This is a genomic window from Nonomuraea rhodomycinica, from assembly GCF_013363995.1.
GTDB classification, from domain to species: Bacteria; Actinomycetota; Actinomycetes; order Streptosporangiales; family Streptosporangiaceae; genus Nonomuraea; species Nonomuraea rhodomycinica.
In genome coordinates this window covers 433871-459785 of record NZ_JABWGO010000002.1, presented here as the reverse complement: position 1 = coordinate 459785, position 25915 = coordinate 433871, and the positions used below count along the sequence as shown (strand labels likewise).

Genomic DNA, 25915 nt, shown 5'->3' with positions numbered 1-25915 from the left:
ACGCGGATTATCGCCACAGGCGTTGAATCCGAATGGTGAAGCAGATCTCGCACCCCTGGGTGCCCGCCGTCGCGGGCTACGCGGCCCTGATGGTCGGGCTTCTCGACATCGTCAAGGCCGTGGCCCCCCGCCTGGGCCGCAGCGGGATGGCGGCGTGGTCGGACGCGCTGCCCGGGATCGTGACGACCGTCGCCCGGGCGACCTCTCTCGTGGTGGGCATCCTGCTCATCATGCTCGCGCACGCGCTGCGCCGCAGGAAGGTGCGCGCCTGGCGGGCGGTCGTGGCGCTGCTGCCGGTCAGCGCGATCCTCGCCGTCGTCCATCTCCGCCCCGTCACGGCGGCCATCAGCCTGCTCTTCCTCGTGGCGCTGCTCATGAACCGCCGCGAGTTCTACGCGCTGTCCGATCCGCGCAGCCGGTGGCGGGCGCTGGGCAACCTGCTCGCCTTCGGCGCCCTCGACCTCGCCCTCGGGTACGTGATCGTCAGCCTGCGCCCCCGGGCCATCGCCAGCGACCCGGGCGTGCTGGAGCGGCTCCAGCACGTGGTCCTCGGCCTGGTCGGCATCGAGGGCCCGGTCGTCTACATCGCGCCGCGCGTGGGCGACCTGGTCTACTTCTCGCTGCTCGCGCTCGGCACCCTGACCGCCGTCACCACCGCCTACCTGGCCCTGCGCCCCGAACGCCCGGCCGCGGAGCTGACCGACCAGGACGAGAGCCGCCTGCGCGAGCTGCTCGACCGGCACGGCGCGCGCGATTCGCTCGGCTACTTCGCGCTCCGCCGCGACAAGAGCGTCCTGTTCTCGCCCACCGGCAAGGCGGCGATCGCCTACCGGGTGGTCTCGGGCGTCATGCTGGCCAGCGGCGACCCGATCGGCGACCGGGAGGCGTGGCCGGCGGCGATCAGGGTCTTCATGGCCGAGGCGAGGAGGCACGCCTGGGTGCCGGCCGTGATCGGCTGCAGCGAGACGGGCGGCGAGGTGTGGACGCGCGAGGCCGGGCTGTCGGCGCTGGAGATCGGGGACGAGGCGGTGGTCGAGGTCGCCGACTTCACCCTGAAGGGGCGGGCCATGCGCAACGTCCGCCAGATGGTCAACCGGACGGAGCGGGCGGGCTACACCTGCCTCGTGCGCCGGGTGGGCGAGCTCACGGAGGACGAGAAGGAGCGGATCAGGGCGGCCTCGGCCTCCTGGCGCGGCGCGGAGACCGAACGCGGGTTCTCGATGGCGCTCGGCCGCTTCGGCGACCCCGGCGACGGCCGCTGCGTGGTGGTCACGGCGCACAAGGACGGCCAGATCAGGGCCGTGCTGCACTTCGTGCCCTGGGGGCCGCGCGGCATCTCGCTCGACCTGATGCGCCGCGACCGCGACGCCGATCCGGGCCTCAACGAGCTGCTGATCGTCAAGACCCTGCAGGCGGCTCCCGCGATGGACGTCACCCAGGTCTCGCTCAACTTCGCGATGTTCCGGGCGGCCCTGGCGCGCGGCGAGCGGCTGGGCGCCGGGCCGGTGCTGCGGGCCTGGCGCGGCCTGCTGCTCTTCCTGTCGCACTGGTTCCAGATCGAGTCGCTCTACCGGTTCAACGCCAAGTTCCGCCCGGTCTGGGAGCCGCGCTTCGTCGTCTATCCGAACGCGCGCGACCTGCCGCGCATCGGTGTGTCGGCGCTGCAGGCCGAGGCGTTCATCACGCTCGGCCGGCCGCGTCTCAGGCGCCGGAGCACGCGCCTGGTCGGGAACGAGGCGGCGCCGCTCACCTGATCCCGGCGCGCGGTCGCGAGCCGGGTGTCAGGCGGTGGTGGCGCGAAAACGGTCAGGCGGTGGTGGCGCGGGAACGGTCAGGCGGTGGTGGTGCGGGAACGGTCGAGGTCGGGCTCCAGGTAGATGACCCGGGCGATCGGCACGGCCGCGCGGATGCGCCGCTCCGCCTCGTCGATGCCCCGCGCGACCTCCGACGCGGTGTCGTTGTGCGCGACCGCGATCTTGGCCGCCACCAGCAGCTCCTCCGGCCCGAGGTGCAGCGTCCGCATGTGGATCACCCGCTCGACCTCGTCGGCGGCCTCCAGCGCGTCGCAGATCTGGCGCTCCATCTCGGGGGTGGCGCTCTCGCCCAGCAGCAGCGACTTCGTCTCGATCGCCAGGATGACGGCGATCACCGCGAGCAGCGCACCGATCATGATCGTGCCGATGGCGTCCCAGACGGGGTTGCCCGTGATGACCGCCATGGCGACGCCGAACAGCGCGAAGAGCAGGCCGAGCAGCGCGCCGAGGTCCTCCAGCAGGATGACCGGCAGCTCGGGCGACTTGGAGCGGCGGATGAACGCGAACCACGACTGCTGTCCGCGGTGCGGAGCGGCCTCGCGGATCGCCGTCCGGAACGAGAAGCCCTCCGCGATGATCGCGAAGATCAGCACGGCGAACGCCCAGACCGGCGACTCCACCCCCTCCTTCGAGGAGAGCTTGTGGATGCCCTCGTACAGGGAGAAGACCGCGCCGATCGTGAACAGCACCACCGCCACCACGAACGCGTAGAAGTAGCGCTCACGGCCGTAGCCGAACGGGTGCTCCCGGTCGTGCCCGCGCTGCGCCCGCTTGCCGCCGATCAGCAGGAGCAGCTGGTTGCCCGAGTCGGCCACCGAGTGGATGCCCTCGGCCAGCATCGACGACGAGCCGGTGAAGAAGGCGGCCACGAACTTCGATGCGGCGATGGCCAGGTTGGCCGACAGGGCCGCGATGATTGCTTTCGTACCGCCGCTCGCGCTCACCGGTCTGCTCCACTCATAAAGATCATGTACTCATTGCCCCGGGGAAGGGATCCTATTCCGCAATCCTGGACTTCAGCTCGGTGATGGCCGACACCGGGGTCGGGTCGATGCCGTACCCGAGGGCGAGGTAGACACTCGCGTAGTCGGCGAGCCCGATGAGCGAGGCCATCCGGACCAGCGGATGCTCCCCCTCGGCGGCCAGCTCGCTGACCGGCACGTCACGCTCGTGCGCCAGCCGCGCCGACGCCTCGCGGCGGCGCGTCACCTGGGGGTGCTCCTCGCTGTCGCGCACCAGCACCAGGCGCAGGCCGCGGCCGGGCTCGTCGGAGAAGATGTCGCGCTGGGCGAACGGGCCGTCGAAGGCGACCACCTGGTTGTGGTTGGCCTCGGGCAGCTCGCCGAAGATCGCGGGGTACTTCGCGTTCTCGTTGAGCTGGCAGGCCAGCCGGTAGCCGGCGACCGCGGCGAGCGGCGAGGTGCCCCAGATCATCGGCACGCTCTCGGCCAGCTCCATGGCCAGCGTCTTGCCCGGGTTGATGAACGACTCGCTGGAGGGCCGGCACCGGTGGGCGATGCCCTCCAACGTCACGGCCACCTCCTCGAACAGCTCCGGCTCGGCACTGACCAGGCCGAGCGCGGCCGCCGCCACGATCAGCGGGACGGTCAGCAACCAGACGTTCGCGCGCGGCTGGCCGACCGCGGGCACCGGCACGAACGGCGCCGACGCCTGCCGGGCGATCGCCTCCAGCGGCGATCCCGCGCCGCCCACGGCGATGAGCCGGCAGCCGCGCCGTACGGCCTCCGTGGCCGCCGACAGCGTCTCCTCGGTACGCCCCGAGCAGGAGACGGCGACCACCAGGTCGGCGGCGCCCACCCAGCCGGGGAGCTGGTAGGAGCGCACGGTGACGATCGGCAGCGGCGCGCCCCGGCCGCACACGGCGGCGAGGATGTCGCCCGCGATGGCCGAGCCGCCCATGCCCGCGACCACGACGGCGCGCGGCCGGGACCCCCCGGCCGAACCGGGGAGTCCGGCCTCGACGGCGACGCGGTGCCCGGTGCGCACCTGGGCCGCGGACGCTGCGACCGCGAGCAGCATGCCGCCCGGGTCGCCGTCGGTCAGGTGGTGCTGGTCGTCGAGCCGGTCGGGCTCCCAGATCACGGCTTCCTGGCCTCGTCGACCAGGAGCACCGGGATGTCGTCGCGCACGGGGTAGACCAGGCCGCACCCGGTGCAGGCGAGCTCCCCGGCCTCGTCGCCGGCCCCGCCCTCGGCACGCAGGGGGGACTTGCACGCCGGGCAGGCCAGAATCTCCAGCAGCCAGTCGTCGATCTTCACTCTGACACCCTTCTCACAACGGCGAGCACCTCGTCGGTGACCGCCTTCATCGTGGTCTCGTCGGCCGCCTCGGCGTTGAGCCTGAGCAGCGGCTCGGTGTTGGACGCGCGCAGGTTGAACCACCAGCCGGAGCCGGTGACGGTCAGCCCGTCGAGCTCGTCGAACTCGCCCCTGCCCGCGAACTCCTCGCGTACCCGGCGCAGCGCGGCCCCCTGGTCGGCGACCGTGCTGTTGATCTCGCCGGAGGCGTGGTAGCGGGAGTACGCCCCGACCACCTCGGACAGCGGCCGGTCCTGCTCGCCGAGCGCGGCGAGCACGTGCAGCGCGGCCAGCATGCCGGAGTCGGCGTACCAGAAGTCGCGGAAGTAGTAGTGGGCGGAGTGCTCGCCGCCGAAGACCGCGCCGGTGCGCGCCATCTCGGCCTTGATGAACGAGTGGCCCACGCGGGTGCGCACCGGCCGCCCGCCCTGCTCGCGGACGATCTCGGGCACGCCGAGCGAGGTGATGAGGTTGTGGATGATCACGGCGCCGGGGTGCTTGGCCAGCTCACGGGTGGCGACCAGCGCGGTCACCGCCGACGGGGAGACGGACTCGCCCCGCTCGTCCACGACCCAGCAGCGGTCGGCGTCGCCGTCGAAGGCCAGGCCGAGGTCGGCGCCGCTGTCGACGACCGCGCGCTGCAGGTCGCGCAGGTTGGCCGGCTCCAGGGGGTTGGCCTCGTGGTTGGGGAAGGCGCCGTCGAGCTCGAAGTAGAGGGGCACCGTCTCGATGGGCAGGCCGTCGAGGACGGCGGGCACCGTGTGACCGCCCATGCCGTTGCCCGCGTCGACGGCCACCTTGAGCGGCCGGACGCCGGACAGGTCGACGAGGGTGCGCAGGTGGCCCGCGTAGCCCTGAAGCAGGTCCTTCTCGATCAGCGCCCCGGTGGCGCCGCCGCCGGTCACGCCGCCCGCGGCCAGCAGCTCGGCGGCCCGGTCGCGGATCTCGGTCAGGCCCGTGTCGCCGCCGATCGGCACCGCGCCCGCGCGGCACATCTTCATGCCGTTGTAGCGGGCCGGGTTGTGGCTGGCGGTGAACATCACGCCGGGCAGCCCGAGGCTGCCGCTGGCGTAGTACAGCAGGTCGGTGGAGCCCAGCCCGGCGTAGACCACGTCCACTCCGCGCGAGCGCGCGCCCCGCACGAACGCCGCGCTCAGCGGCACGGACGACTCGCGCATGTCATGGGCGACCACGGCCGACCGCGCCCCGGTCACCTCCGCGAACGCCGCCCCCACGGCCTCCGCCGCCGGCTCGTCCAGCTCGTCGGGCACCACTCCGCGTACGTCGTAAGCTTTGAAGATCTTGGCGAGGTCGCCCACTCTCCAGCTCCGCCCCTAGGTCTGCTACGTCTGGACGAGCCTACCGGTCACGGTGCTGCTGGGCGGAACGAAGAACACGCAGATGCCCGCGGCGGCCGACCTCGACACCCTGCCCGACCGGCTCACCGCCGCCGGGGGTGGGCCGGGCGGCCTCGCGCACGGCGTTGGCCAGCGCCTCCAGGTCGTCCGAGCTGGGCGAGGCGCCGTCCGTCGGCAGGCGCACCACCTCCCAGCCGCGGGGGGCGGTCAGCCGCTCGGCGTGTTCGGCGCACAGGTCGTAGCAGTGTGGCTCCGCGTACGTCGCCAGGGGGCCGAGAACAGCGGTCGAGTCGGCGTATACGTACGTGAGCGTGAAGACGGCAGGCTGGCTGCAGGCGGTGCGGGAACAGCGGCGGACGGGGCTCACGGAGGGACCGTATCCGGTAAGGGGGCGGGGCGCCACTATCTGAGCGCTCTTAACGAGCGTGTCGCCACAATTCGGACAGCTGTCGCAGCGTTCGGACGCCTGTCAGAGTGTTCGGCCGCCTGTCACAGCGTTCGGCCGACTGTCGCAGCGTTTCCACCCACATGCCCCCGATGGCCGTCGTCCTCGGCCCCGGAGGCCGGGTCCCCTTAGACTTGCCGTGTGACACATGAGCGGCGCCCGAGGCGGCGCGATCGGCATGGTCGCGGCCTGCGCGGTCCACTGGCGCCCTCCCACGTGCCCATAGCGCGCTCGCGCAGCGAGCGGTTCGACGACCTGGTGCTCGACGCGGTCGACCGGCTGCGCCCGCAGTGGGGCAAGCAGCTCTCGGCGGTGGAGTTCGCGGTGGAGGACGTGCCTCCGCTGAGCGAGCTGGGCGACGGGCCGGGCATGGGTGCCGACCCCGTGCCGTTCGGCCGGGCGGAGGTGGCCAAGGGCGCCGACCCGGCGTCGATCGTGCTCTACCGCCGTCCGCTGGAGGCGCGCGCCCGCGACCGCGAGACGCTCGGGGCACTCGTCCACGACACGGTCGTGGAGCAGGTGGCCACGCTGCTCGGCCTGTCGCCGGAGACGGTCGACCCCGGCTACGACGACCGCCGCTGACCTCGGCCCGTACCCCCGGCACGAGAAAGGGCCACGCGGTGCTCCGCGTGGCCCTTTCGGCAGATATCTCTAAACGGCCTGGCGCTTGATCCTTCTGCGCTCCCGCTCGGACAGTCCACCCCAGATGCCGAACCGCTCATCGTGCTCAAGTGCATATTCAAGACACTCTGCACGTACTTCGCAGGATCGGCAGACCTTCTTGGCCTCTCGGGTGGAGCCGCCTTTTTCCGGGAAGAACGCCTCAGGATCAGTCTGCGCGCACAAGGCGCGCTCCTGCCATCCGAGTTCTTCAGCGTCAAGCTGATCCTGTGCGATGACCAGATCGGTCACTGCACACCTCCCTGCCGCCCGCCCGCAATGGAGCCCCCCATGAACGCCTCCCTACTACCCACCCACGGGAAGGCGTAACAACATGGTTGTAATTACACGCGTGTGCTGTACGTGACGTCAAGCGGCATGCCGGTATCCGGGGAAAGGCCAGCTCTCGCCCCGGTGTGCATGGCATGTGATGTTCGCACCTGACCCATCGCCACGTGATCCATGGCGTTGGCCTGGCGTGTTCAACGCTGTCAGCGGTCGGAACCGTACCAGGGCGGTATAGAGCCCCGCCCGTGGCCCACCTACTCTCTAGCCGTGCTTTGCCGGTTCGTTACCTGCGTGGCTCGTTGGGGGTGTATATGGCTGTGGGGTCGATCGGGTCGTCGCCGTCGCGCGACCGGTCGGCGCCGCCCGTCGCGTAGGGCTGCTGCTGGTCGAGGCGGACCGTCGACTCGGGGTTGCCCTGCGGCCAGCCCTGCGAGGGCGGCTGCGGCTGGTAGGGCTGCGGCTCGTAGTGCGCCGGCTGGGGCTCGTAACCCTGCTGGCTGTGCTGGCCGTAGCCCTGCTGCTGCGGGGCGCCGGTCTGCTGCTGGGGGTTGCCGTACAGCGCGTCGTACGGCCCGGGCTGCTGCTGCGGGGTCGCGTAGCCGGGCTGCTGGCCGGAGTGCTGGTACGTCTCGGCCTGCTGGTAGGCGTCGAGGAGCTGCTGCGAGCGCGGGTCGACGGGCGGGTCCGGCTCCTGGTAGGCGGACTGGGCGTACTCGTGGCCGGAGTAGCCGGTGAACGGCTGGCCGCCCTGGGCCTCGTACGCGGGGCGGGACTCCTGGCCGGCCGGCGGGTACGGCACGCTCGGGGAGGTCTCGCCGGAGGCGTAGACGGGGTCGGCGGGGCTGTTGAAGGCGTTCGGCTGCTGGGGCTGGTAGCCGGCCCCGGCGTCGTGGGAGGGGGTGTAGGGCGCCGCCGGCTGGACGCCGCTGGGGGGCTGCGGCGTGTAGGACGGGTACGACGCGCCGCCCTGGGGGTCCGTGGCGTAGGGGTTCGCCTGGGAGTCGGGGGCGGGGGCGTAGACGTCGGGCTGGGAGTGGGTGGGGGTGTAGCCACCGGGCCGCGTGTCGGCCGGGGTGTAGCCGCCGCCCGGCTGGGAGTCGGCCGGGGTGTACGGCGTGAGCGGGGTGTCCAGCGTCGGGTAGGTGCCGGGGCCCGAGTCGATCGAGGAGTAGACGTTCGGCGAGGAGGCCGAGAACGGCGACGACGGCGACGAGGGCGACGAGGGCGACGGGTCCAGGGAGTCGAGCGAGTCGAGGGAGGAGTACGGGCTCGACTGGCCGTAGGCGCCGGGGTGGCTGTCGGCGGGGACGTACGGCGCGGGCTGGTACTCGGTCTGCTGGTAGTCGCTCGGCTGGTAGTCGCTCTGCTGCGGGTAGCCGCCGCCGGGCGCGGTGTCGGCCGGGGTGTAGTCGGCGGTGGTGTAGGAGGGCTGGGCGGGGGCCTGGGCCGGGTGGCCGTAGGTCTGCTGGCCGGGCTGCGGGGGGAACGCCTGCGTGGGGCTGGTCTGGCCGAAGCCCTCGGGCTCCCCGGTCCGGCCGTACGGGGGCTGCTGGTCGCCCTGCCCGGCGGGGGCGCCGTGCTGGCCGGTCGGCGCGGCCTGGCCGTAGGCGGGCTGCTGCTCGCTCCGGCCGTAGGCGCTCGCGGGGTCCGCCTGCTGGCCGTAGGCGCTCGCGGGGTCGGTCTGGCCGTAAGCGGGCTGCTGGTCGGAACGGCCGTGACCGGGCTGGTGGTCCGGCTGGCCGCCGAACGGCTGCTGCTGGCGCTCCTGCTGCCCGCCGAAAGGCTGGTGGTCCGCCTGCCCGCCGAAAGGCTGCTGGTCCGGCTGGCCGCCGAAGGGCTGGTGCTCCGGCTGGCTTCCGAACGGCTGCTGGTCGGGCTGGGTGAAGCCCGGCTGGGACTGGCCGTATGCGGGCTGCTGGTGCGCGTCCGGCTGGCCGAACGGCGTCACGCCGGGCTGGCCGAACGGCTGCTGCTGGTCGCCCTGCCCGGCGGGGGCGCCGTGCTGGCCGGTCGGCGCGGCCTGGCCGTAGGCGGGCTGCTGCTCGCTCTGCCCGTAGGAGGCGGCGGCGTCGCCCTGTCCGTAGGAGGCCGCGAGGTCGGCCTGCCCGTAGGCGGGCTGCTGGTCCGGCTGGGCGAAGCCCTGGTCGGGGTGGTCCTGGCGGCCGGAGTCGGCGTCGGCCTTGCTGTCGCCGGGCGCGGCGGGGAGCGCGGCGCGGGGCTGGGGAACGGGCTGCTGCGGGGTCTGCGGCTGCTGGTAGGGGTCCTGCGGGCCGTGCGGGGCGCCGTCGGGCCGGCCGAAGCCCTGCTGACCGTAGGCGGGCTGCCCGCCGTACTGGCCGGGCCGGCCCTGCGGGTCCGGGGCGTACCCGGGGCCGAAGGCGTCGGAGCCGCTGCCGTGCACCGGGTTGCCGTACGGCGTCGCGCCGAAGCCGGGACGCGGCCCCTGGGCGCCGGAGCTCGCGGCCATGGCCTGCGGGAGCAGGAAGACCAGCGCGACGGCCGTCAGGCCGAGCTGCGGCACGCCGGACAGCAGGAACTCCACCGTGAGCCGGACCGTGCCCCCGGCCAGGAGCCCGAGCAGCAGCGCGAGCGCGCCGAACAGGGCCGCGAGGCCGAGCGCCCCGGTCGCGCCGAGGACGATCAGCCGCGCCTTGGGCGACGGCGGGCCGAACCGGGTGACCAGCAGCACCGAGCCGACGAGCAGGGCCACGGCGACGGGGCTGGTGAGGCCGGCGAAGTTGGCGAAGGCGCGGTCCATCAGGGACGAGCCGCCGCCGTACGGGGTCGTCGTGCCGATCAGCACCCTGCCGACGGCCAGCAGGACGTTGATCGCGCCCGATGCCAGCATCAGCCAGGCGGCCGGCTCCCTCAGCCGGGCTGCGTCAAGTTTGTTCACGACTACTCCCATCGGACCCTTTAGCCCGAAGGGAGTTTGCCACATCACCGCCATGGATGCCGGGAGTAACGCCAACCACTTATCCCCCAAAAGCCCCACATCGCCCGCTATGCCGTGTTTTTCGGAGGGTTGCGGATCGGCAACACCGAGGCCGTCTCGGGCGTGTCAGAGGCCGGTGGAAGACTGGTCGGCATGCACATCGTGTCCCTCGCCGGCGGCATCGGCGGCGCCCGCTTCCTGCGCGGACTGCGCGAGACCGCGCCCGACGCCCGGATCACCGTGATCGGCAACACCGGTGACGACATCACCCTCTTCGGCCTGCGGGTCTGTCCCGACCTCGACACGGTCATGTACACCCTCGGCGGCGGCATCGACGAGGAGCAGGGCTGGGGCCGGGCCAAGGAGACCCACGTCGTCAAGGACGAGCTGGCCGCCTACGGCGTCGAGCCGCAGTGGTTCGGCCTCGGCGACCGCGACTTCGCCACCCACATCGTCCGCTCCCAGATGCTGGAGGCCGGCTTCCCGCTCTCGCAGATCACCCGGGCGCTCTGCGCGCGCTGGCAGCCGGGCGTCGAGCTGCTGCCGATGAGCGACGACCGCTGCGAGACGCACGTCGTCGTCACCGACGAGCGCGGCCGGCGCGCCGTCCACTTCCAGGAGTGGTGGGTACGGCTGCGCGCCTCGGTGCCCGCCGAGTCGATCGCGCTGGTCGGCGTGGACAGCGCCAAGCCCGCCCCCGGCGTGCTGGAGGCCATCGAGGAGGCCGACGTGGTGATCCTGCCGCCGTCCAACCCGGTGGTCAGCATCGGCACGATCCTCCAGGTGCCCGGCATCCGCGAGGCGCTGCTGCCCAAGACGGTCGTGGGGGTCTCCCCCATCATCGGCGGCGCCCCGGTGCGCGGCATGGCCGACGCCTGCCTCACGGCGATCGGCGTCGAGACGACGGCCCAGGCGGTGCTCGAGCTGTACGGCGCGGAGCTGATCGACGGCTGGCTGGTGGCGCCCGAGGACTCCGGCGTCCGGCTCGACGGCGTGCGCGTCGTCGCCCGGCCCCTCCTCATGCGCGACCCCGAGACGGGCGCCGACGTGGCGGCCGACCTCGCCCGCGGCGCGCTCGACCTGGCCCTGGAGCTGGCCCGATGACCACCGAGCCGACCACCCCCGCCCCGATGAGCGCCGACCCGACGACCGCCGGAGAGAGCACCCCCGGCCCGGCGGTCCCCGGCTCGATCGAGGTCATCCCGGTCACCGGCATCGGCGAGGTCCGGCCGGGCGACGACCTGGCGCTGCTGCTCCGCGACGCCGGCCTGCGCGACGGCGACATCGTGGTCGTCACCTCCAAGATCGTCAGCAAGGCCGAGGGGCGGGTGCGCCGCGCGCCCGACCGCACGGCCGCCATCGAGGAGGAGACGGCCCGGGTCGTCGCCCGGCGCGGCGACACCGTGATCTCCCAGACCCGCCACGGCTTCGTGATGGCCGCGGCCGGGGTCGACGCCTCCAACACCGAGCCGGGCACCGTCCTGCTCCTGCCGGAGGACGCCGACGCCTCCGCCCGCCGGGTCCGGGCCGGGCTCGGGGCCAGGGTCGGGGTGATCGTCTCCGACACGTTCGGCCGGCCCTGGCGCAACGGCCTGACCGACCTGGCCGTCGGCGCCGCCGGCGTCGTCCCGCTGGAGGACTTCCGCGGCGGCGCGGACACCCACGGCAACCCGCTCAGCGCCACGGTCACCGCGCTCGCCGACGAGATCGCCTCGGCCGCCGAGCTGGTCAAGGGCAAGCTGGCGGGCGTGCCGGTGGCGATCGTGCGCGGCCTCGGGCACCTCGTCACCGACGACGACGGGCCCGGCGTGCGCCCGCTGATCCGGCCGGCCGACGACGACCTGTTCCGGTACGGGTCGCGGGACGTGGTGTTCGCCCGCCGGACGATCCGCGAGTTCTCGGACGAGCCGGTGGACCCGGCGGCGGTGCGGCGGGCCGTCGCCGCGGGCATCGCCGCGCCGGCGCCGCACCACACGACGCCGTGGCGGTTCGTGCTGGTGGAGTCGGCGGCGGCCCGCCTCAAGCTGGTGGACGCGATGCGCGCGGCCTGGATCGAGGACCTGCGCGGCGACGGCTTCACCGAGGAGTCGATCGCCAAGCGGATCCGGCGGGGCGACGTGCTGCGCAACGCGCCGTACCTCGTGGTGCCGTGCCTGGTCATGGAGGGCTCCCACACCTACCGCGACGACCGGCGCAACGCCTCGGAGCGGGAGATGTTCGTGGTGGCGATGGGCGCCGGGGTGGAGAACCTGCTCGTCCAGCTCGCGGTCGAGGGGCTGGGGTCGGCGTGGGTGTCGTCCACGATGTTCTGCCGGCCGGTGGTGCGCGAGGTGCTGGACCTGCCGGAGTCGTGGGACCCGATGGGGTGCGTCGCCGTGGGCCACGCCGCCGCGCCGCCCCGCGACCGCGCCCCGCGCGACCCGGCGGACTTCCTGGTCACGCGGTGACGGCCTGACTAAGCATGTCAGCGGCCATTTACCGTTAGGAAAGTTTCCTTTACATTTAGGGCAACCCCCCAGGTAAAGGAGCACTTTCAATGCGAAGGACGCTCACGTTAGTCACCGTGGCGGTGCTCACGATCGCCGCCACGGTGTTCGTGGCCGAGCCCGCCATGGCCCACGGGTACGTCGACTCGCCACCGAGCCGCCAGGCGTTCTGCGCCCGCGGCCAGGTGCCGGACTGCGGCGACATCATCTACGAGCCGCAGAGCGTCGAGGGCCCGAAGGGACTGCGCACCTGCCACGCCAACGTCGCCCGCTTCGCGCAGCTCAGCGACGACAGCAAGCCGTGGCCCGCGACCTCCGTCGGCACCAGCGTGACGTTCAACTGGACGTTCACCGCCCGGCACGCCACCAGCTCGTACGAGTACTACATCGGCAACACGAGGGTGGCCTCCTTCAACGGCAACGGCCAGCAACCGCCCGCGACGATCTCCCACACGGTGAACCTCTCGGGCTTCTCAGGCAGGCAGAAGGTCCTGGCGATCTGGAACATCTCCGACACCCCCAACGCCTTCTACTCCTGCATCGACCTCCAGATCGGCGGCGGTGGCGGCAACCCGACGCCCACCCCGACCCCGACCGTCACCCCCACGCCCACCCCCACGCCGACGCCGACCTCGAACCCCGGCGACACGTGGAAGGCGGGCACCGCCTACGCCGTCGGCGCGGTGGTGACCTACGGCGGCGCGTCCTACCGCTGCCTGCAGGCGCACACCGCGATCGCCGGCTGGGAGCCGCCCAACGTCCCCGCGCTCTGGCAGCGCGCCTGACCCCCTGGTGACCGGGCGCCGCCCCGCGCACCCGGGGCGGCGCCTTCCCGCGTCCGGCTCAGGGCGTCTGCTTGCAGGTCGGGTGGCACAGGCGGCGGGCCAGCGCGGCGAGGAAGACGTCGATGATCTCGCCGGGCTGCCGCGCCACGTGCAGCGACCCGTTCGTCGCGGCCGTGATCTGGCCCAGGCTGTCGCGGTCGGCGCCCGTGCCGAACGCGATGACGACGATCTGCACGGGCCGGTCCGGCCGCCACTCGTCCTTGAGCTTGCCCACCAGCTCCTGGAGCGTCACGCCCCGCCCGTCGTCCTTCCCGGAGGTGATCACGAGGAGCGTGTTGTTCATCTCCTCGCGGTACTCTCGGGTCACCTCGCGGAACCCGGCGAGGATCCCGTCGTACAGGGAGCTGTCGCGGTCGGGATGCGCGGTGATCGTGCTGGTCAGCTCGTCCAGCACGCTGCGCCGGACGACCTGCCCGGTGTCGGGCCTGGTGATCGGCCCGAGCGAGACGCGCTCCTGGTAGCCCTTCGCGCCGCCCAGCCCGTCGGCGAACTCCCACATGCCCATGTGCGTCGAGTCGGGGAACAGCCGCAGCCCGATCTTGGCCGCCTGGAGGGCGATGCCGACCCGCGTGGTGTCCTTGACCCGCTCGGCCATGTGCCGGGAGGTGTCGGCCAGCACGAGGATGTTGGTCGGCGGGGCGAGCCTGCTCCACGCCTGCAGCGCCTCGTCGATGTCCTCCGGCGACACCGAGGGCCGGGTCATCGGCGTCTCGGCCGGCACCTGCGGGCCGGGCGAGACGGGCCCGCGCGCGCCGTCGCCGGACCAGAACCCGTCCCGCCGCACGAGGTCCTGGGCCTCCTCGCCGCGCAGCCAGTCGGCGAAGACCTTCGACGCCTCGGCCACGTCCGGGTCGGTCGCGGTCACCACGTACGGGTAGTCCAGGATGATCGTGCCCTCGCGCGGGCGCAGCGCGACGACCGGGTCGGCCGACGCCGCCCGCCGGTTGTGCTCCCACACCGACTGCTCGGGCACGATGACGACCGGCCGCTTCCAGAACGCGCGGTCGTCCACGGCGGCCATCATCGTGCGGTAGTCGGGGGCGGAGCCGGCCTGCGCCCAGCGCACGAACGCCGTGAGCGCCTTGTCGGCCTCCGCCCCGGTGCCCACCACGTCCCGGGCGGCGGCCACGGTGGCGATGCCCGCGCCGGCCAGCGACGGGTCGGGCACCCGCACGACGTCCGGCTCCTGCTCGGTCGGCAGCAGCCGCCCGCGCACGGTCGCGGGGAAGACCATCCGCCAGTTCATCTGGGTGCCGCCGACGGAGAACGTCCGCGCGAGCGAGGAGCGGGTGGCGAACACCAGCGGCGAGGTCGCCACCACGCTCTCCCCGGCGGGCAGCCCGCTCGCGCCCTGCTTGCGGGCCAGCCGGATCCAGGCCGAGGAGTCGGCGATCCAGCCGTCCGGCCGCTGGCGCAGCACGCCCGCCCGGTCGCCGATCAGCGTGCGCAGCACGGTGGCCGGCGGCTGCTCGGTGACCTGGACGAGCACGCACCGGCCGCCCGAGGCGGTCCTCGTCTCGTTGAAGCGGGCGGCGGCCCGCATCGCCACGGGCGCCACGTCCACCGCCGCCGCGACGTTGACCAGAACAGGCTCTCGTGTGGCGCACAGTGCCCCGCCGCCGCCCAGGAGCACCACGAGCGTGCCGGCGACGAGGACCACGGCGGTGACCCCCGCCAACAGCCCTCGCCGGAGTGCCTTCCTCCGCCGCAGCTCAGCGCTTAACGCGGCGCGGTGTCGCCCCAACCGCACGGTGAACCCTCTCTCCAGGGGAGTGATGATTCTCCCAGCGCCTCCCGGGCGAGACGCAAGTGCAATTTAGAACATGTTATACCTACGCCATCGGCAGGACCCGGCGCACGCTCGTGCAGACGCCGTCGCTGGCGAGGGAGGCGGCCAGGCGCTCCTCGCCCGGCACGCCGTACTCGGTGGTCCGCTGCCGGACCGGCCGCCCGGTCGCGCCCGCCATCGCGCGCAGCTCGCTGATGGTCTTGTACGAGCCGTTCTCCGACCCGGCCATGCGGCTGATCGTCTCCTCCATGAGCGTGCCGCCGAGGTCGTTGACGCCGCCGTCGAGCACCTGGCGGCACAGGTCGTCGCCGAGCTTGACCCAGGAGCACTGGATGTTGGAGATGGCGCCGTGCAGCAGGATCCGGGCCAGCGCGTGGACGGCCCGGTTCTCCCGCGCGGTGGGCCCCGGCCGGGCGATGCCCGCCAGGTAGATGGGCGCGCTGGTGTGGACGAACGGCAGCAGCACGAACTCGGAGAAGCCGCCGGTCTCCTCCTGCAGCCGCCGGATGAGCTTGATGTGCCGGACCCAGTGCCGGTGGGTGTCCACGTGGCCGTACATCATCGTGGACGTCGTCGGGATGCCCACCCGGTGCGCCGTGGTGATCACCTCGATCCACTCGGCGGTGGGCAGCTTGCCCTTGGTGAGCACCCAGCGGACGTCGTCGTCGAGGATCTCGGCGGCCGTGCCCGGCAGCGAGTCGACCCCGGCCTCCTTGGCGGCGTGCAGCCACTCCTCGATCGACAGGTCGGCCCGGCTGGCGCCGTTGACCACCTCCATCGGCGAGAACGCGTGGACGTGCATGTCCGGCGTCCGCTCCTTGATCGCCCTGGCCAGGTCGAAGTACGCGGTGCCCGGCATGTCGGGGTGGATGCCGCCCTGCATGCACACCTCGGTGGCGCCCGCGAGCCACGCCTCCTCCGCCCGGTCGGCGACCTGGGCGAGGCTCAGGGTGTACGCGTCGGCGTCGGTGCGGCGCTGGGCGAACGCGCAGAACCGGCAGCCGGTGTAGCAGACGTTGGTGAAGTTGATGTTGCGGTTGACCACGTACGTGACGTCGTCGCCCACGGTGCGGCGGCGCAGGTCGTCGGCGATGGCGGCCAGCTCGTCGAGGGCCTCGCCGTCGGCCGACAGCAGCGCCACGGCCTCGTCCTCGCTGAGGCCGGCCGGGTCGCGCTCGGCCTGGCGCAGCGCCTGCCGGACGTCGGAGGGCGTGCCCGCGCCGGCTCCCGCCCCGGCCGTCGCCGCCGGCCCGGTCGCGGCGGCCGGGTCGAGGCGGTCGCGCAGGGCCTCCCAGTCGCCGTAGACGTGGTCGAAGTCGTCGCGCCGGTCGTGGGTGCGGCCCGTGGTGTCCACCTCGACGTGCAGGTCCACCCTGCCCGAGGCGGTGAAGCCGCCGTCCGGCTCCTGCCACGGCAGCCCGCGCGGCGTCACGTCCTCGCGGGCCAGGCCGGTGTCCGGGTCCGCCAGCGCCTGGACGTGTGCGAACAGCCGGGGGTCCAGCCACGGCTCCCCCGCCAGCACGTACTCGGGGTAGATGGTCAGCCGCTCGCGCAGCCGGAACCCGGCGTCGGCCGTGCGGGCCGCGAGCGCGTCGATCTGCGGCCACGGCCGCTCCGGGTTGACGTGGTCCGGGGTCAGCGGCGACACGCCGCCCCAGTCGTCGATGCCCGCCCGGATCATCAGCTCGTACTCGGCGTCGACGAGGTTCGGCGGGGCCTGCAGGCGCATGCGCGGCCCCAGCACCAGGCGGGCGACCGCGATCGTGGCGGCCAGCTCCTCCAGGTCGGCGTCCGGCAGGCCGCGCATGGCCGTGTCCGGCTTGGCGCGGAAGTTCTGCACGATCACCTCCTGGACGCCGCCGTACTCGCGCGCCACCCGCCGGATCGCGAAGATCGACTCGGCCCGGTCCTCGACGGTCTCGCCGATGCCGATGAGGATGCCCGTGGTGAACGGCACGTTGGAGCGCCCGGCGTCCTCCAGCACGCGCAGCCGCACGGCGGGATCCTTGTCGGGCGAGCCGTAGTGCGGCTGCCCCTTCTCCTCGAACAGCCGCCGGGAGGTGGTCTCCAGCATCATGCCCATGGACGGGGCCACCGGCTTGAGCCGCTGGAGGTCGCGCCAGCCGAGCACGCCGGGGTTCAGGTGCGGCAGCAGCCCGGTCTCCTCCAGGACGCGCACCGCCATGGCCCGCACGTACGACAGGGTGTCGTCGTACCCGTGGGCGTCCAGCCACTCTCGCGCCTGGTGCCAGCGGTCCTCGGGACGGTCGCCCAGCGTGAACAGCGCCTCCTTGCAGCCCATCGCCGCACCCTGCCGGGCGATCTCCAGGACCTCGTCCGGGCTGAGGAACGCCGCGGGCAGCTTGTGCGGCGCGGTCGCGAACGTGCAATATCCGCATTTGTCGCGACACAGCCTGGTCAACGGGATGAAAACCTTGCGGCTGTAGGTGATCACGCCTTCCCGTCCCACCGCCGCCAGCCCCGCGTCCCGGACCCGGGACGCGTGCTCCAGCAAGGCGTCCAGATGTTCGCCGCGGGCGTGCAGGAGCACGGCGGCCTCGGTGGCGTCGAGGGCCTTGCCGTCACGGGCGCGGGCGAGCGCGCGGCGCAGCGCGCTGTCACTGACCAGACTCATACGAGGCACACTACGACGGCCTGAGTTCACGCCCCGCACCCAGGGGCCGCCAGAGGTCAGAAGGAGCGGTAGTCGCGGGCCGGCATCCGCGGTCCGCGCGCGGGCGGGCGCAGGCCCGTGAGCATGACCAGGACGGAGGCCCGGTGCCGATGCCCGGCGTACGGCTCCAGCAGCCGCAGCATGCCCGGGTCGTCGGTCTTCTCCCCCGTCAGCGCGTAGCCGACGAGCTTGGCCAGGTGGAAGTCGCCCACACTGAGCGCGTCGGGGTCGCCGAAAGCCCGCTGGCGCACCTCGGCCGACGTCCACACGCCGACGCCGGGCAGCGCCCGCAGCAGCCGGTCCAGCTCCTCGGTGGTGGCGGCGGCCTCCAGCTTGGCGGCGTGCGAGGCGGCCGTGGCGATGGTGCGGGCGCGCACGGCCTCGGCGCCCGCCCGGTGCCAGTGCCACGACGGGACCTGCCGCCACACCTCGGGCTCGGGCACCACCCGCATGCCCTCGGGCGCCGGGCCCGGCGCGGGCTCGCCGTGGCGGTGCAGCAGCCACCGCCAGGCCCGCCACGCCTCGCGGCCGACGACCTTCTGCTCCAGCACGGCCGGCACCAGGGCCTCCATGACCCGGCCGGTGCGCCCGATGCGCAGCCCGGCGTGCCTGCGGGCGGCCTCGGCCAGCACCTCGTGCCGCACCGCGAACCCGGACAGGTCGTCGTCGGCCCCGACCCAGGCCGGCATCATCTCCAGCAGCCACCCCGCCCCGGGGCCCCAGGCCCGGCCGAGCACCGCGCCGCCGTGGAGGCCCACCCGCAGGGTGCCGGGGCCGTCGGGGGTCCTGGAGGTGCGCCACACGGCGCCGTCGGGGGTCCGCCGCCAGGTGGGGTCGCCGGAGCCGCGCCGGTGCGGGGCCAGCGCCAGCCCGACGTCCAGCGGCCCACCGGGCTCCCACCTGCGCTCCATCACCCGTCCAGTGTGCCGCCTCACCACCCCGGCCGCGGACGCCGCCTTCACCTGCGTGCGGGCATGCCCTCTCATGAGGCCGCGCCCCGCCGTGACAGCGCCCTCCTCATGCGAGCATGCCCCTCCACGAGAGCGCGCCCCATCCGTGGCAGCGCCCCTCCTCATGCGAGCTGCCCCTCCCATGAGGCCACGCCTCCGCCGCCAGGGGGCGCCCCCAGCGAGGGCGCGTCACTGCGTAGGGCGCGTCACTGCGTGGGGCGCGCCGCCGGGTGACGAGGCGCGGATGGGTGACGGGGCGCTGGGTGTGGGCGTCGGACGTCGTTGGGATCCCAGGCGCCGGTGGGATCCGGACGCCGGTGCGACTCAGACGTCGGTGGAGTAGCGGACCGCCCGCTCGGGCAGCTCCACGTTGGGCCACACGCGCACGCCGTGCTGGAGCTCGTTACCCGCCCCCACCACGGCCCCGTCGCCGATCACGGCGTCGCGCACCACCGCGCCCGAGCACACCCGCGCCCCCTGCCCGACGGCCGAGTCGACCACCGTCGCGCCGGAGTGCACCACGCAGCCGTCGCTCAGCACGCTGCCCGACACCACGGCCCCGGCCTCGACGACCGTGCCGGCGCCGATGGCCGAGCCGCCGTTGACCTTGGCCTCCGGTGAGACCAGCGCGCCGTCGAGCGCGAGATACTCGCCGGGAGGCCCGGGCAGCGCGGGCGAGGCCAGGCGGCCGAGCACGAGGTCGCGCGAGCCCTGCACGAACGCGGCCGGGGTGCCGACGTCGAGCCAGTAGGTGCGGTCGGCGTAGCCGAGGACCAGCTCGCCCGACTCGATGAGCCCGGGGAACGTCTCGCGCTCGACCGAGACGACCTCGCCGCGCGGGATGCGGTCGATGACCGAGCGGGTGAAGACGTAGCAGCCCGCGTTGATGCGGTTGGTGACGGGATTGGGGGTCTTCTCCAGGAACGCGGTGACCCGGCCCTCGTCGTCGGTGGGGACGCAGCCGAACCGCGTCGGATCGTCCACCTCCGTCAGATGGAGCGTTACAGAGGCGCCCCGGGAGACATGGGTGCGCACCTGGTCGCCGATGTCGTGACCCGACAGGATGTCGCCGTTGAGCACCAGCACGGGATCGGAGGGCCCGCAGGTCAGCGCCTCGGCCGCGTTGCGGATGGCGCCGCCCGTGCCGAGCGGCGTCTCCTCGGTCATGTACTCCAGGGAGAGCCCGAACGCGGAGCCGTCACCGAAGGCCGGCTCGAACATCGACGCCTTGTAGGAGGTCGCGAAGACGATCCGGCGCACCCCGAACGAGCGGGCGCGGGCGAGCTGGTGCGCCAGGAAGGGCACCCCAGCGGTCGGCAGCAACGGCTTCGGCGTGCCGAGTGTCAGCGGACGCAGGCGCGTGCCCTGGCCGCCGACCAGGAGGATCGCCTCGAGGTCTGGCAAAGAGCTCTCCATCACTCCGCGAGGTTACCGAACTATTCGACCGCGCGTTGATAGGAGGCGAGATGCGCTTCGGCGGAAGCCTTCCACGTGAACTCGCGGGCCCGCGCGAGCCCCGCCTCCTGGAGCGCCAGGCGGCGCTCGGGCGAGGCGAGCAGCCGGCCGAGCTCCAGCGCGATGCTGTCGGCGTCGGGCTCGGTGTAGGCGACGGCGTCGCCGCCCACCTCCGGCAGCGAGGCGCGGTGCGTGGTGAGCACCGGCGCGCCGCACGCCATGGCCTCCAGGACCGGCAGCCCGAACCCCTCGCCGCGCGACGGGAACGCCACCGCGAGCGCGCCGCCGAGGAACCCCGCGAGGTCGGGCATGCGCAGGAACCCGGGGCGCACCACCTTCACCGTGGCCTCGACCTCCCGGCAGGCCGCGTCCACGTCGTCCTCGTGGACGCCGCCGCCGAGCACGAGGGCGGGCGGCTCGTCGATGTTCTTGACGGCGGCGGCGAAGCCGCGGATGAGGTTGGGCACGTTCTTGCGGGGCTCGAGCGCGCCGAGGAAGGCGACGTACGGCTGGCCGTGCAGGCCGCACCGCTCGGCCGCCCGGCGGCGCTCCTCCTCGCTCGGCGGGTGGAACAGCGCCTGGTCGACGCCGTGGTAGGCGACGTCGATGCGGGTGGGGTCGGCGGCCAGCACGCGCACCATCTCGTCCCGGGTCGCCTTGGACGGCACGATGACGCGGGCGGCGTGGCGCACGGCGGTGCGGGTGGCCGAGCGGAAGAACGCCGCCTTGGCGGGGCTGTGGTGCTCGGGTTCGGTGAACCAGGTGACGTCGTGGACGGTCACGACCGTCGGCAGCCCGGCGTGCAGCGGGATCGAGTAGTAGGGCGCGTGGATGACCTCCGCCCCCGCCTGGCGGGCGAGCAGCGGCAGGCCGGTCTGCTCCCACGCGAGGCGGGCGGCGCGGTTGGTGATCGAGACGGGGCCCGGCCGGACGTCGGCCGAGGGCGCGAGACGGCGGTAGCGTCCGGCGTCGGGCCGCTGGCAGACCACCACGAGGTCGGCGCCGGCGGCGTCGAGGGCGGCCACCAGCCCGTCCACGTAACGGATGAGCGCGCCACGGTCCGCGGGGACGGCCGCCGCGTCGACGAGCACTCGAGGCATTACGAAGATCTTCTCCCCTCAAGATCATCGCGGGAGCCCTGGCGTCCCCCTCTGGGTTCAGCTTATGACCAGCCTCCCCCAAATCGGGGCTCAAATCACACGTCGCCGCGTCGTGCGGCGAGTCCCGCCAAACCCGCGCAGATGAGATCGCCGATCACGATGATCACCCGGGAGCAGAGGGCCACCGCGATGGCCGATCCGCGGTCCAGGACCGGGGACAGCACGGCCACCATGGCCACCTCGCGCACCCCCGCGCCGGCGGGCACGACGAAGGTCAGGATGCCCAGGCACCACGTCAGCGCGAACGCGCCGACGGCGAACACGAGGCTCGCCCGCGGGACCAGGAAGTACAGGTGGACGCCGTAGCACGCCCAGCCGGCCAGCGCCCAGCCGAGCGCGGTCAGCATGCCCCGGCGGGAGAGCGGCCGCTCCAGCGGCTCCCGCCTGAGCTTGCGCAGCCCGAAGCCGATCAGGCCGTTGACGACCTTCGGCTCCAGCAGCACCAGCAGCACCGGCACGAGCAGCAGCAGCCAGCCGAAGCGGTCCCAGCCGAGCGTCACCGCGCTGACGAGCAGGCCGGTGGCGAGCTGGATCGGCATCATGAGGAAGAACGCGGCGGCGCTGCGCGCCCGTGGCACGCCGAGGTCGCGGCCCATCTCCATCTGGGCGAGCACCGGCCAGACCGCGCCGGGGATGTACTTGCCGAGCTGGCCGACGAAGAACACCTTGGCCGCCGGCCGGTACGGCAGCGGCGAGCCGAGGTCGGCCAGCAGGGTGCGCCAGGTGAGCATGGCCCCGAGCAGCGCGGCCACCACGCCGGCCAGCGAGCCGGCGACCGCCGGCCAGGTCAGCGTGGCCAGGCCGACCACGACGGAGTCCCACTGCGAGGCCACGGCCCAGCCGCCGAACCCGAGGGCGATCAGCAGGAAGCCGAAGCGGACCACCTTGCGGGCCACCGGCCGCCGCCCGGCGCCGACGTCGGTGCTCACAACGGCTGCGGGGGTTGCGGGAGCGCGGCGCCCGCCGGGCGGCGCGGCGTCTTGGTGGCCACCCACAGGTACGTGGGCACGAGCGGCAGCGTCATCCGCAGCAGCGCGCGCGGCGCGCGGGCGAGCACGGCCTGCGCCACGCGGCCCACCACGCCCGGGAACAGCTCGGAGCCGGCGAAGCGGGTCGGGGTGGCCAGCACCGGGAGCGTGTAGTCCCACACGTGGAAGGCGCGCAGCATGCGGCGCAGCCCCCGCCGGGTGCGGAAGCGCTCGTAGTAGTGGTCGGCCCGGCCGGAGGCGCGCACGTAGCGGTCGGCCAGCGCGGGCGGCAGGTAGGACAGGAACGGCAGCTTGTAGTGGGGCTCCATGATGCCGAGCCGGTTGCCGAGGCCCAGGTAGAGCGTGCCCTTGTCGGACAGCACCCGGTGCATCTCGGCGACCACCGCGTCGGGGTCGACCACGTGCTCGTAGATGTGGTTGAACACCAGCACGTCGATCGAGCCGTCGGGGAACGGCAGCGCCGTGCCGTCGCCGCAGACGAACGCCACCCGCTCGCCGAACCGGTCGGCCGCCCTGCGCAGCCCCGGCACGTCGATGTCGACGCCCAGCGTGCGGCCCGCGCCGGCCGCGGCCAGCTCGTCGGCGATGAACCCGGCCGAGCAGCCCACGTCGCCCACGACCAGCCCGTCGAGCGGGCCGTGGAAGTGCTCCAGCACCGCGATGATCTTCGCGGCCTTGCGCCTGCGCTTGGCCTCGTCGAGCATCGCCGACTGGAACTCGGAGTACTCGAGCTGCGCGACCCGTTCCTTTCCCACGACGCCCAACAGTACCCGCGCCTGGGCCGCCGATCGCCCGTCCGGACGCGACGGGCGGGCCGGGGCGTCCGGCCGCGGGCCCGCCGCGGCCCGTCCCCCGCCCCCGCGCCCCCTACCCGCCCGTGCTGATCACGCGTACCCTTGGCGGATGCTCCGCCGCCTGCTGCGCATCGTGCTCGCGCTGGTCGCGCTCGGTTTCCTCGGCTACGGCCTGGCACGCAACTGGGACGAGACCACGACGGCCGTGGCGCGCCTGTCACCCTGGGCGCTGCCCGGCGCGTTCGCCGCGGTGCTGGCCGGCCAGTTCTGCAGTCTGCTCGCCTGGCGGCGGGTGCTGGCCGGGCTCGGCTCGCCGCTGCCGCTGCGGGTCGCCGGCCGCATCATGTTCGTGGGCCAGCTCGGCAAGTACATCCCGGGCTCGGTCTGGGCATACGCCGCGACGATGGAGCTGGGCCGCGACCACGGCAGCCCGCCGCGCCGGACGTTCGCCTGCATCTCGCTGTCGCTGGTCGTCAACCTCGGTGTGGCGCTGTCCGTCGCCGCCGCCACGCTCGCCACCCAGCAGGCCGTGCGCCAGGCGTGGTACCTCCTGCTGCTGGTGCCGGTGATCATCGTGTGCCTGCACCCGAAGGTGCTCACCTGGGGGCTCAATCTGGCGCTGCGCCTGGCCCGCAGGGAGCCGCTGGAGAGCGTGCTGCCCGGCCGCGCGGTCGTGGCCGCCGTGGGCTGGACGGCGCTCGGCTGGTTCGTGTTCGGGCTGCACACCTGGCTGCTCGTCGGCCGCTGGGACCTGTACCTGGTCGCCACCGGGGCCTACGCGTTCGCCTGGGCCACCGGGCTGCTGGCGTTCTTCGTGCCCGCCGGGGTCGGGGTGCGCGAGGGCGCGATGGTGCTGGTGTTCACGCCGGTCGTCGGCACCGGGGCGGCGCTCGCCGTGGCCGTGGCCTCACGACTGGTGTTCACGCTCGCCGACGTGACCGCCGCGGGCGTCGCGTTCCTGCTGGGCCGTCAGAGCGCCAGGAGCGCCGAGGTGTACGCCGACCAGAACGGCTCGGGATCGACCGCCTTGACGCCCGACCGCAACCTCTCCGGCTCGCCGGAGGCGTAGAAGCGCTCGATCGCCGCGCGCAGCGCCCCGGCGTCTCCCGGCTCGACCAGCAGCCCGTCCACCCCGTCGGTGACGTGGTCGGCCAGCGCGCCGACCCGGGTGGCGATCACCGGAACCCCGTGCTCGTGGCCGAGCCAGACGTTCTGGCTCGCGGTCGCGCTGCGGTAGGGCAGCACCAGCGCGTCGGCCCGGGCGAACAGCCCCGGCACGTCCCCGGCCGCCACGTAGCCGGGCCGCAGCTCGACCCGGTCGGCCAGGCCCAGCTCGGCGACCAGCGCCTTGGTCTCCTCCAGGCCGCCCCAGAACTCCCCCGCCACGGTCAGCGACACACCCTCGGGCAGCGCGCGCAGCAGCAGGTCGAGCCCCTTGTACGGCCGGACGATGCCGAAGAACAGCAGCCGCCGGTGCACGGTCGTGGACCGCTCGGCGTGGGTGGAGGGCAGGTGCGGCGGCAGCCCGGCCACGCCGACGGGCGCGGAGGTCAGCGCCCTGGCCAGCTCCGCCTGCTGCCCGGAATGCGTCAGCACGCCGTCCACCCGCCGCAGCAGCGCCCGCATCAGCGGCCGGTCGTACGGCTTGCGCTCATGGGGCAGCACGTTGTGGCACAGCGCGACGGCGCGGGCCCGGCGGCCCAGGCCGTACAGGATGCCGAGGTAGGCGGGCACCTGCACCGGGCTGAGCACGGCGAGGACGACCAGGTCGGCGGAGCGTAGCCGGCGGCCGGTCGCGACCCACCCGTCGGGGCGGCGCCAGTCGAGGCGGCGCTCGGTCCGGGGGTACGGCCGGCCCTCGGGCGCGGAGATCGTCTGCTGGCCGGGGTAGAGGAACGACGGGTACTGGGCGCGCCAGGACTCGATGACCACGTCGTGGCCCAGCGCGGACAGCCGGTGCGCCAGCTCGGTGGTGTGCTGGGCGCCGCCCCCCTTGTACGGGTAGGTGGGGCCGACGATCGCGACGCGCACGCTACTCGCCCCGCGAGCGCACGATCAGGTCGGCGAGCAGCGCGACCGAGCCGATCAGCAGCCCGGACAGGAAGATCATCACGGTGTTGGCCGGGAAGTAGAAGGGGTGGTGGACCATGTCCCAGATGCCCTTGACCGCGCCGATCGCCACCAGCCAGAGCGCCGGCGGCATGAGCACCTTCAACGGGTTGAAGTACATGATCATGCGCAGCACCTGCAGGATGTAGCGGTAGGCGTCCGAGACGAAGCTGAACTTCGACTTGCCGGCCCGCTTGGCGTACTCGATCGGCAGGTAGTGGACGTCGTGCTGGTTCATCAGGAACGACAGCGTGATCGTGGTGACGCAGGAGAACCCGGGGGGCAGCAGCCGCAGGTAGGGCCGGGCCACCGACTTGCGGAAGGCCCGCAGCCCCGAGTTGAGGTCGGGGATCCGCTGGCCGGCGAGCATCTCGGCCACCTTGCGGATCACCCACTTGGCCGGCACGCGCAGCAGCTTGTGGGAGCCCTCCTCGGTGGTGCGCGCGCCGACGACCTGGTCGATCGTGGCGTCCTTCTCCAGGAGCTGGACCAGCTCGGGGATGCGCTCGTTGGGGTAGGTCATGTCGGCGTCGGTCCAGACGACGATCTCGCCGCGCGCCTCCTGGGTGCCGATGCGGCGCACGGTGCCCGACCCGCCGTTGCGGTGGAAGGCCCGGATCCTCAGGTGCGGGAAGCGGGGCGCGGCCTCCTCCAGCCGGGCCAGGGTGCCGTCGGTGGAGCAGTCGTCGACCGCGACCAGCTCGTAGGTGTAGCCGCTCGAGTCCATCGCCCGGGTGATGCGCTCGACCTCGTCGATGACGTGGTCCTGCTCGTTGTAGCAGGGCAGGACGATCGTGACGTAGGGCGCTTCATCCACGGTGGTTCCACTCTGGCCGATCTCGGGCG

Annotated in this window: 22 protein-coding genes; 6 read left to right on the top strand and 16 right to left on the bottom strand. The window is 73.4% G+C overall.

Annotated features, from left to right (window positions below; translation table 11 throughout):
- The first annotated feature begins 35 nt into the window (after positions 1-35).
- Entirely contained in the window at positions 36-1754 is a 1719-nt protein-coding gene (locus HT134_RS13130; RefSeq protein WP_217707796.1) for a phosphatidylglycerol lysyltransferase domain-containing protein, read from the top strand.
- A gap of 77 nt (positions 1755-1831) precedes the next feature.
- Here the strand turns inward: HT134_RS13130 and HT134_RS13125 are convergent, their stop codons facing one another.
- Genes HT134_RS13125 through HT134_RS13105 form a run of 5 tightly spaced genes read right to left on the bottom strand, consistent with a single transcriptional unit; the run spans position 1832 to position 5857 of the window.
- Positions 1832-2758, bottom strand: coding sequence for a cation diffusion facilitator family transporter (locus HT134_RS13125; RefSeq protein ID WP_175600628.1), 927 nt, complete (start codon positions 2756-2758; stop codon positions 1832-1834).
- Between the two features lie 52 nt (positions 2759-2810).
- Entirely contained in the window at positions 2811-3917 is a 1107-nt protein-coding gene (locus tag HT134_RS13120) for a bifunctional phosphoglucose/phosphomannose isomerase (RefSeq protein ID WP_312888106.1), read from the bottom strand.
- A complete protein-coding gene (locus HT134_RS13115; RefSeq protein WP_175587589.1) occupies positions 3914-4093 on the bottom strand; it encodes a Trm112 family protein in 180 nt (59 codons plus the stop codon). Before HT134_RS13115 ends, HT134_RS13120 begins: the two co-directional genes overlap by 4 nt.
- Complete coding sequence (locus HT134_RS13110) at positions 4090-5451, bottom strand: phosphomannomutase/phosphoglucomutase (protein ID WP_175600627.1); 1362 nt, start codon at positions 5449-5451, stop codon at positions 4090-4092. Before HT134_RS13110 ends, HT134_RS13115 begins: the two co-directional genes overlap by 4 nt.
- A gap of 40 nt (positions 5452-5491) precedes the next feature.
- Complete coding sequence (locus HT134_RS13105) at positions 5492-5857, bottom strand: DUF3499 domain-containing protein (RefSeq protein WP_175587591.1); 366 nt, start codon at positions 5855-5857, stop codon at positions 5492-5494.
- A 294-nt stretch (positions 5858-6151) separates the two neighbouring features.
- Here HT134_RS13105 and HT134_RS13100 point away from each other — a divergent pair, with 294 nt between their 5' ends.
- The gene (locus HT134_RS13100) at positions 6152-6517 is read left to right on the top strand and encodes a metallopeptidase family protein (RefSeq protein ID WP_312888105.1); all 366 of its coding nucleotides are present in this window, start codon (positions 6152-6154) and stop codon (positions 6515-6517) included.
- A 69-nt stretch (positions 6518-6586) separates the two neighbouring features.
- Here the strand turns inward: HT134_RS13100 and HT134_RS13095 are convergent, their stop codons facing one another.
- Positions 6587-6847: a WhiB family transcriptional regulator gene (locus tag HT134_RS13095; RefSeq protein WP_049564653.1), complete on the bottom strand. Its 261-nt coding sequence runs from the start codon at positions 6845-6847 to the stop codon at positions 6587-6589.
- 319 nt (positions 6848-7166) lie between these two features.
- A complete protein-coding gene (locus HT134_RS13090) occupies positions 7167-9779 on the bottom strand; it encodes a chromosomal replication initiator protein DnaA (protein ID WP_175600626.1) in 2613 nt (870 codons plus the stop codon).
- Between the two features lie 192 nt (positions 9780-9971).
- Between HT134_RS13090 and cofD the strand changes: the two genes are divergently transcribed.
- The 3 genes from cofD to HT134_RS13075 all read left to right on the top strand — a co-directional run bounded on the left by cofD (position 9972) and on the right by HT134_RS13075 (position 13089).
- Positions 9972-10922, top strand: a complete 951-nt coding sequence (cofD, locus tag HT134_RS13085; protein WP_175600625.1) for a 2-phospho-L-lactate transferase — start codon at positions 9972-9974, stop codon at positions 10920-10922.
- Between the two features lie 26 nt (positions 10923-10948).
- A complete protein-coding gene (locus HT134_RS13080) occupies positions 10949-12265 on the top strand; it encodes a coenzyme F420-0:L-glutamate ligase (RefSeq protein WP_217707883.1) in 1317 nt (438 codons plus the stop codon).
- 89 nt (positions 12266-12354) lie between these two features.
- Positions 12355-13089: a lytic polysaccharide monooxygenase gene (locus tag HT134_RS13075; RefSeq protein ID WP_175600623.1), complete on the top strand. Its 735-nt coding sequence runs from the start codon at positions 12355-12357 to the stop codon at positions 13087-13089.
- A gap of 58 nt (positions 13090-13147) precedes the next feature.
- Here the strand turns inward: HT134_RS13075 and HT134_RS13070 are convergent, their stop codons facing one another.
- The 7 genes from HT134_RS13070 to HT134_RS13040 all read right to left on the bottom strand — a co-directional run bounded on the left by HT134_RS13070 (position 13148) and on the right by HT134_RS13040 (position 22921).
- Positions 13148-14827 carry a substrate-binding and VWA domain-containing protein gene (locus tag HT134_RS13070; protein ID WP_246364377.1) on the bottom strand — a complete coding sequence of 560 codons (1680 nt, stop codon included), beginning with the start codon at positions 14825-14827 and terminating at the stop codon, positions 13148-13150.
- Between the two features lie 154 nt (positions 14828-14981).
- Complete coding sequence (locus HT134_RS13065; RefSeq protein ID WP_175600622.1) at positions 14982-17573, bottom strand: bifunctional FO biosynthesis protein CofGH; 2592 nt, start codon at positions 17571-17573, stop codon at positions 14982-14984.
- 56 nt (positions 17574-17629) lie between these two features.
- Positions 17630-18523 (bottom strand): DNA-3-methyladenine glycosylase family protein, encoded by an 894-nt coding sequence (locus tag HT134_RS13060; protein ID WP_175601099.1) that lies wholly within the window; start codon positions 18521-18523, stop codon positions 17630-17632.
- A gap of 363 nt (positions 18524-18886) precedes the next feature.
- Complete coding sequence (gene manB, locus HT134_RS13055; protein WP_246364376.1) at positions 18887-19966, bottom strand: mannose-1-phosphate guanylyltransferase; 1080 nt, start codon at positions 19964-19966, stop codon at positions 18887-18889.
- A 32-nt stretch (positions 19967-19998) separates the two neighbouring features.
- Positions 19999-21117: a glycosyltransferase family 4 protein gene (locus HT134_RS13050; protein WP_175600620.1), complete on the bottom strand. Its 1119-nt coding sequence runs from the start codon at positions 21115-21117 to the stop codon at positions 19999-20001.
- A gap of 95 nt (positions 21118-21212) precedes the next feature.
- The gene (locus HT134_RS13045) at positions 21213-22106 is read right to left on the bottom strand and encodes a lysylphosphatidylglycerol synthase domain-containing protein (RefSeq protein ID WP_175600619.1); all 894 of its coding nucleotides are present in this window, start codon (positions 22104-22106) and stop codon (positions 21213-21215) included.
- Positions 22103-22921 carry a class I SAM-dependent methyltransferase gene (locus HT134_RS13040; RefSeq protein ID WP_312888104.1) on the bottom strand — a complete coding sequence of 273 codons (819 nt, stop codon included), beginning with the start codon at positions 22919-22921 and terminating at the stop codon, positions 22103-22105. Before HT134_RS13040 ends, HT134_RS13045 begins: the two co-directional genes overlap by 4 nt.
- A gap of 148 nt (positions 22922-23069) precedes the next feature.
- Between HT134_RS13040 and HT134_RS13035 the strand changes: the two genes are divergently transcribed.
- Positions 23070-24029: a lysylphosphatidylglycerol synthase transmembrane domain-containing protein gene (locus tag HT134_RS13035; RefSeq protein ID WP_175600618.1), complete on the top strand. Its 960-nt coding sequence runs from the start codon at positions 23070-23072 to the stop codon at positions 24027-24029.
- Here HT134_RS13035 and HT134_RS13030 read toward each other — a convergent pair.
- Positions 23930-24991 (bottom strand): glycosyltransferase family 4 protein, encoded by a 1062-nt coding sequence (locus HT134_RS13030; RefSeq protein ID WP_175600617.1) that lies wholly within the window; start codon positions 24989-24991, stop codon positions 23930-23932. The two genes, HT134_RS13035 and HT134_RS13030, sit on opposite strands and share 100 nt — an antisense overlap.
- A gap of 1 nt (position 24992) precedes the next feature.
- Complete coding sequence (locus HT134_RS13025; RefSeq protein WP_312888103.1) at positions 24993-25886, bottom strand: glycosyltransferase family 2 protein; 894 nt, start codon at positions 25884-25886, stop codon at positions 24993-24995.
- Positions 25887-25915: the final 29 nt, after the last annotated feature.

Coding starts and splice junctions, on each gene's coding strand:
- HT134_RS13065 (WP_175600622.1), bottom strand. CDS start 17,573: ATGAGTCTGGTCAGTGACAGCGCGCTGCGCCGCGCGCTCGCCCGCGCC.
- HT134_RS13075 (WP_175600623.1), top strand. CDS start 12,355: ATGCGAAGGACGCTCACGTTAGTCACCGTGGCGGTGCTCACGATCGCC.
- HT134_RS13060 (WP_175601099.1), bottom strand. CDS start 18,523: ATGGAGCGCAGGTGGGAGCCCGGTGGGCCGCTGGACGTCGGGCTGGCG.
- HT134_RS13050 (WP_175600620.1), bottom strand. CDS start 21,117: ATGCCTCGAGTGCTCGTCGACGCGGCGGCCGTCCCCGCGGACCGTGGC.
- cofD (WP_175600625.1), top strand. CDS start 9,972: ATGCACATCGTGTCCCTCGCCGGCGGCATCGGCGGCGCCCGCTTCCTG.
- HT134_RS13035 (WP_175600618.1), top strand. CDS start 23,070: ATGCTCCGCCGCCTGCTGCGCATCGTGCTCGCGCTGGTCGCGCTCGGT.
- HT134_RS13080 (WP_217707883.1), top strand. CDS start 10,949: ATGAGCGCCGACCCGACGACCGCCGGAGAGAGCACCCCCGGCCCGGCG.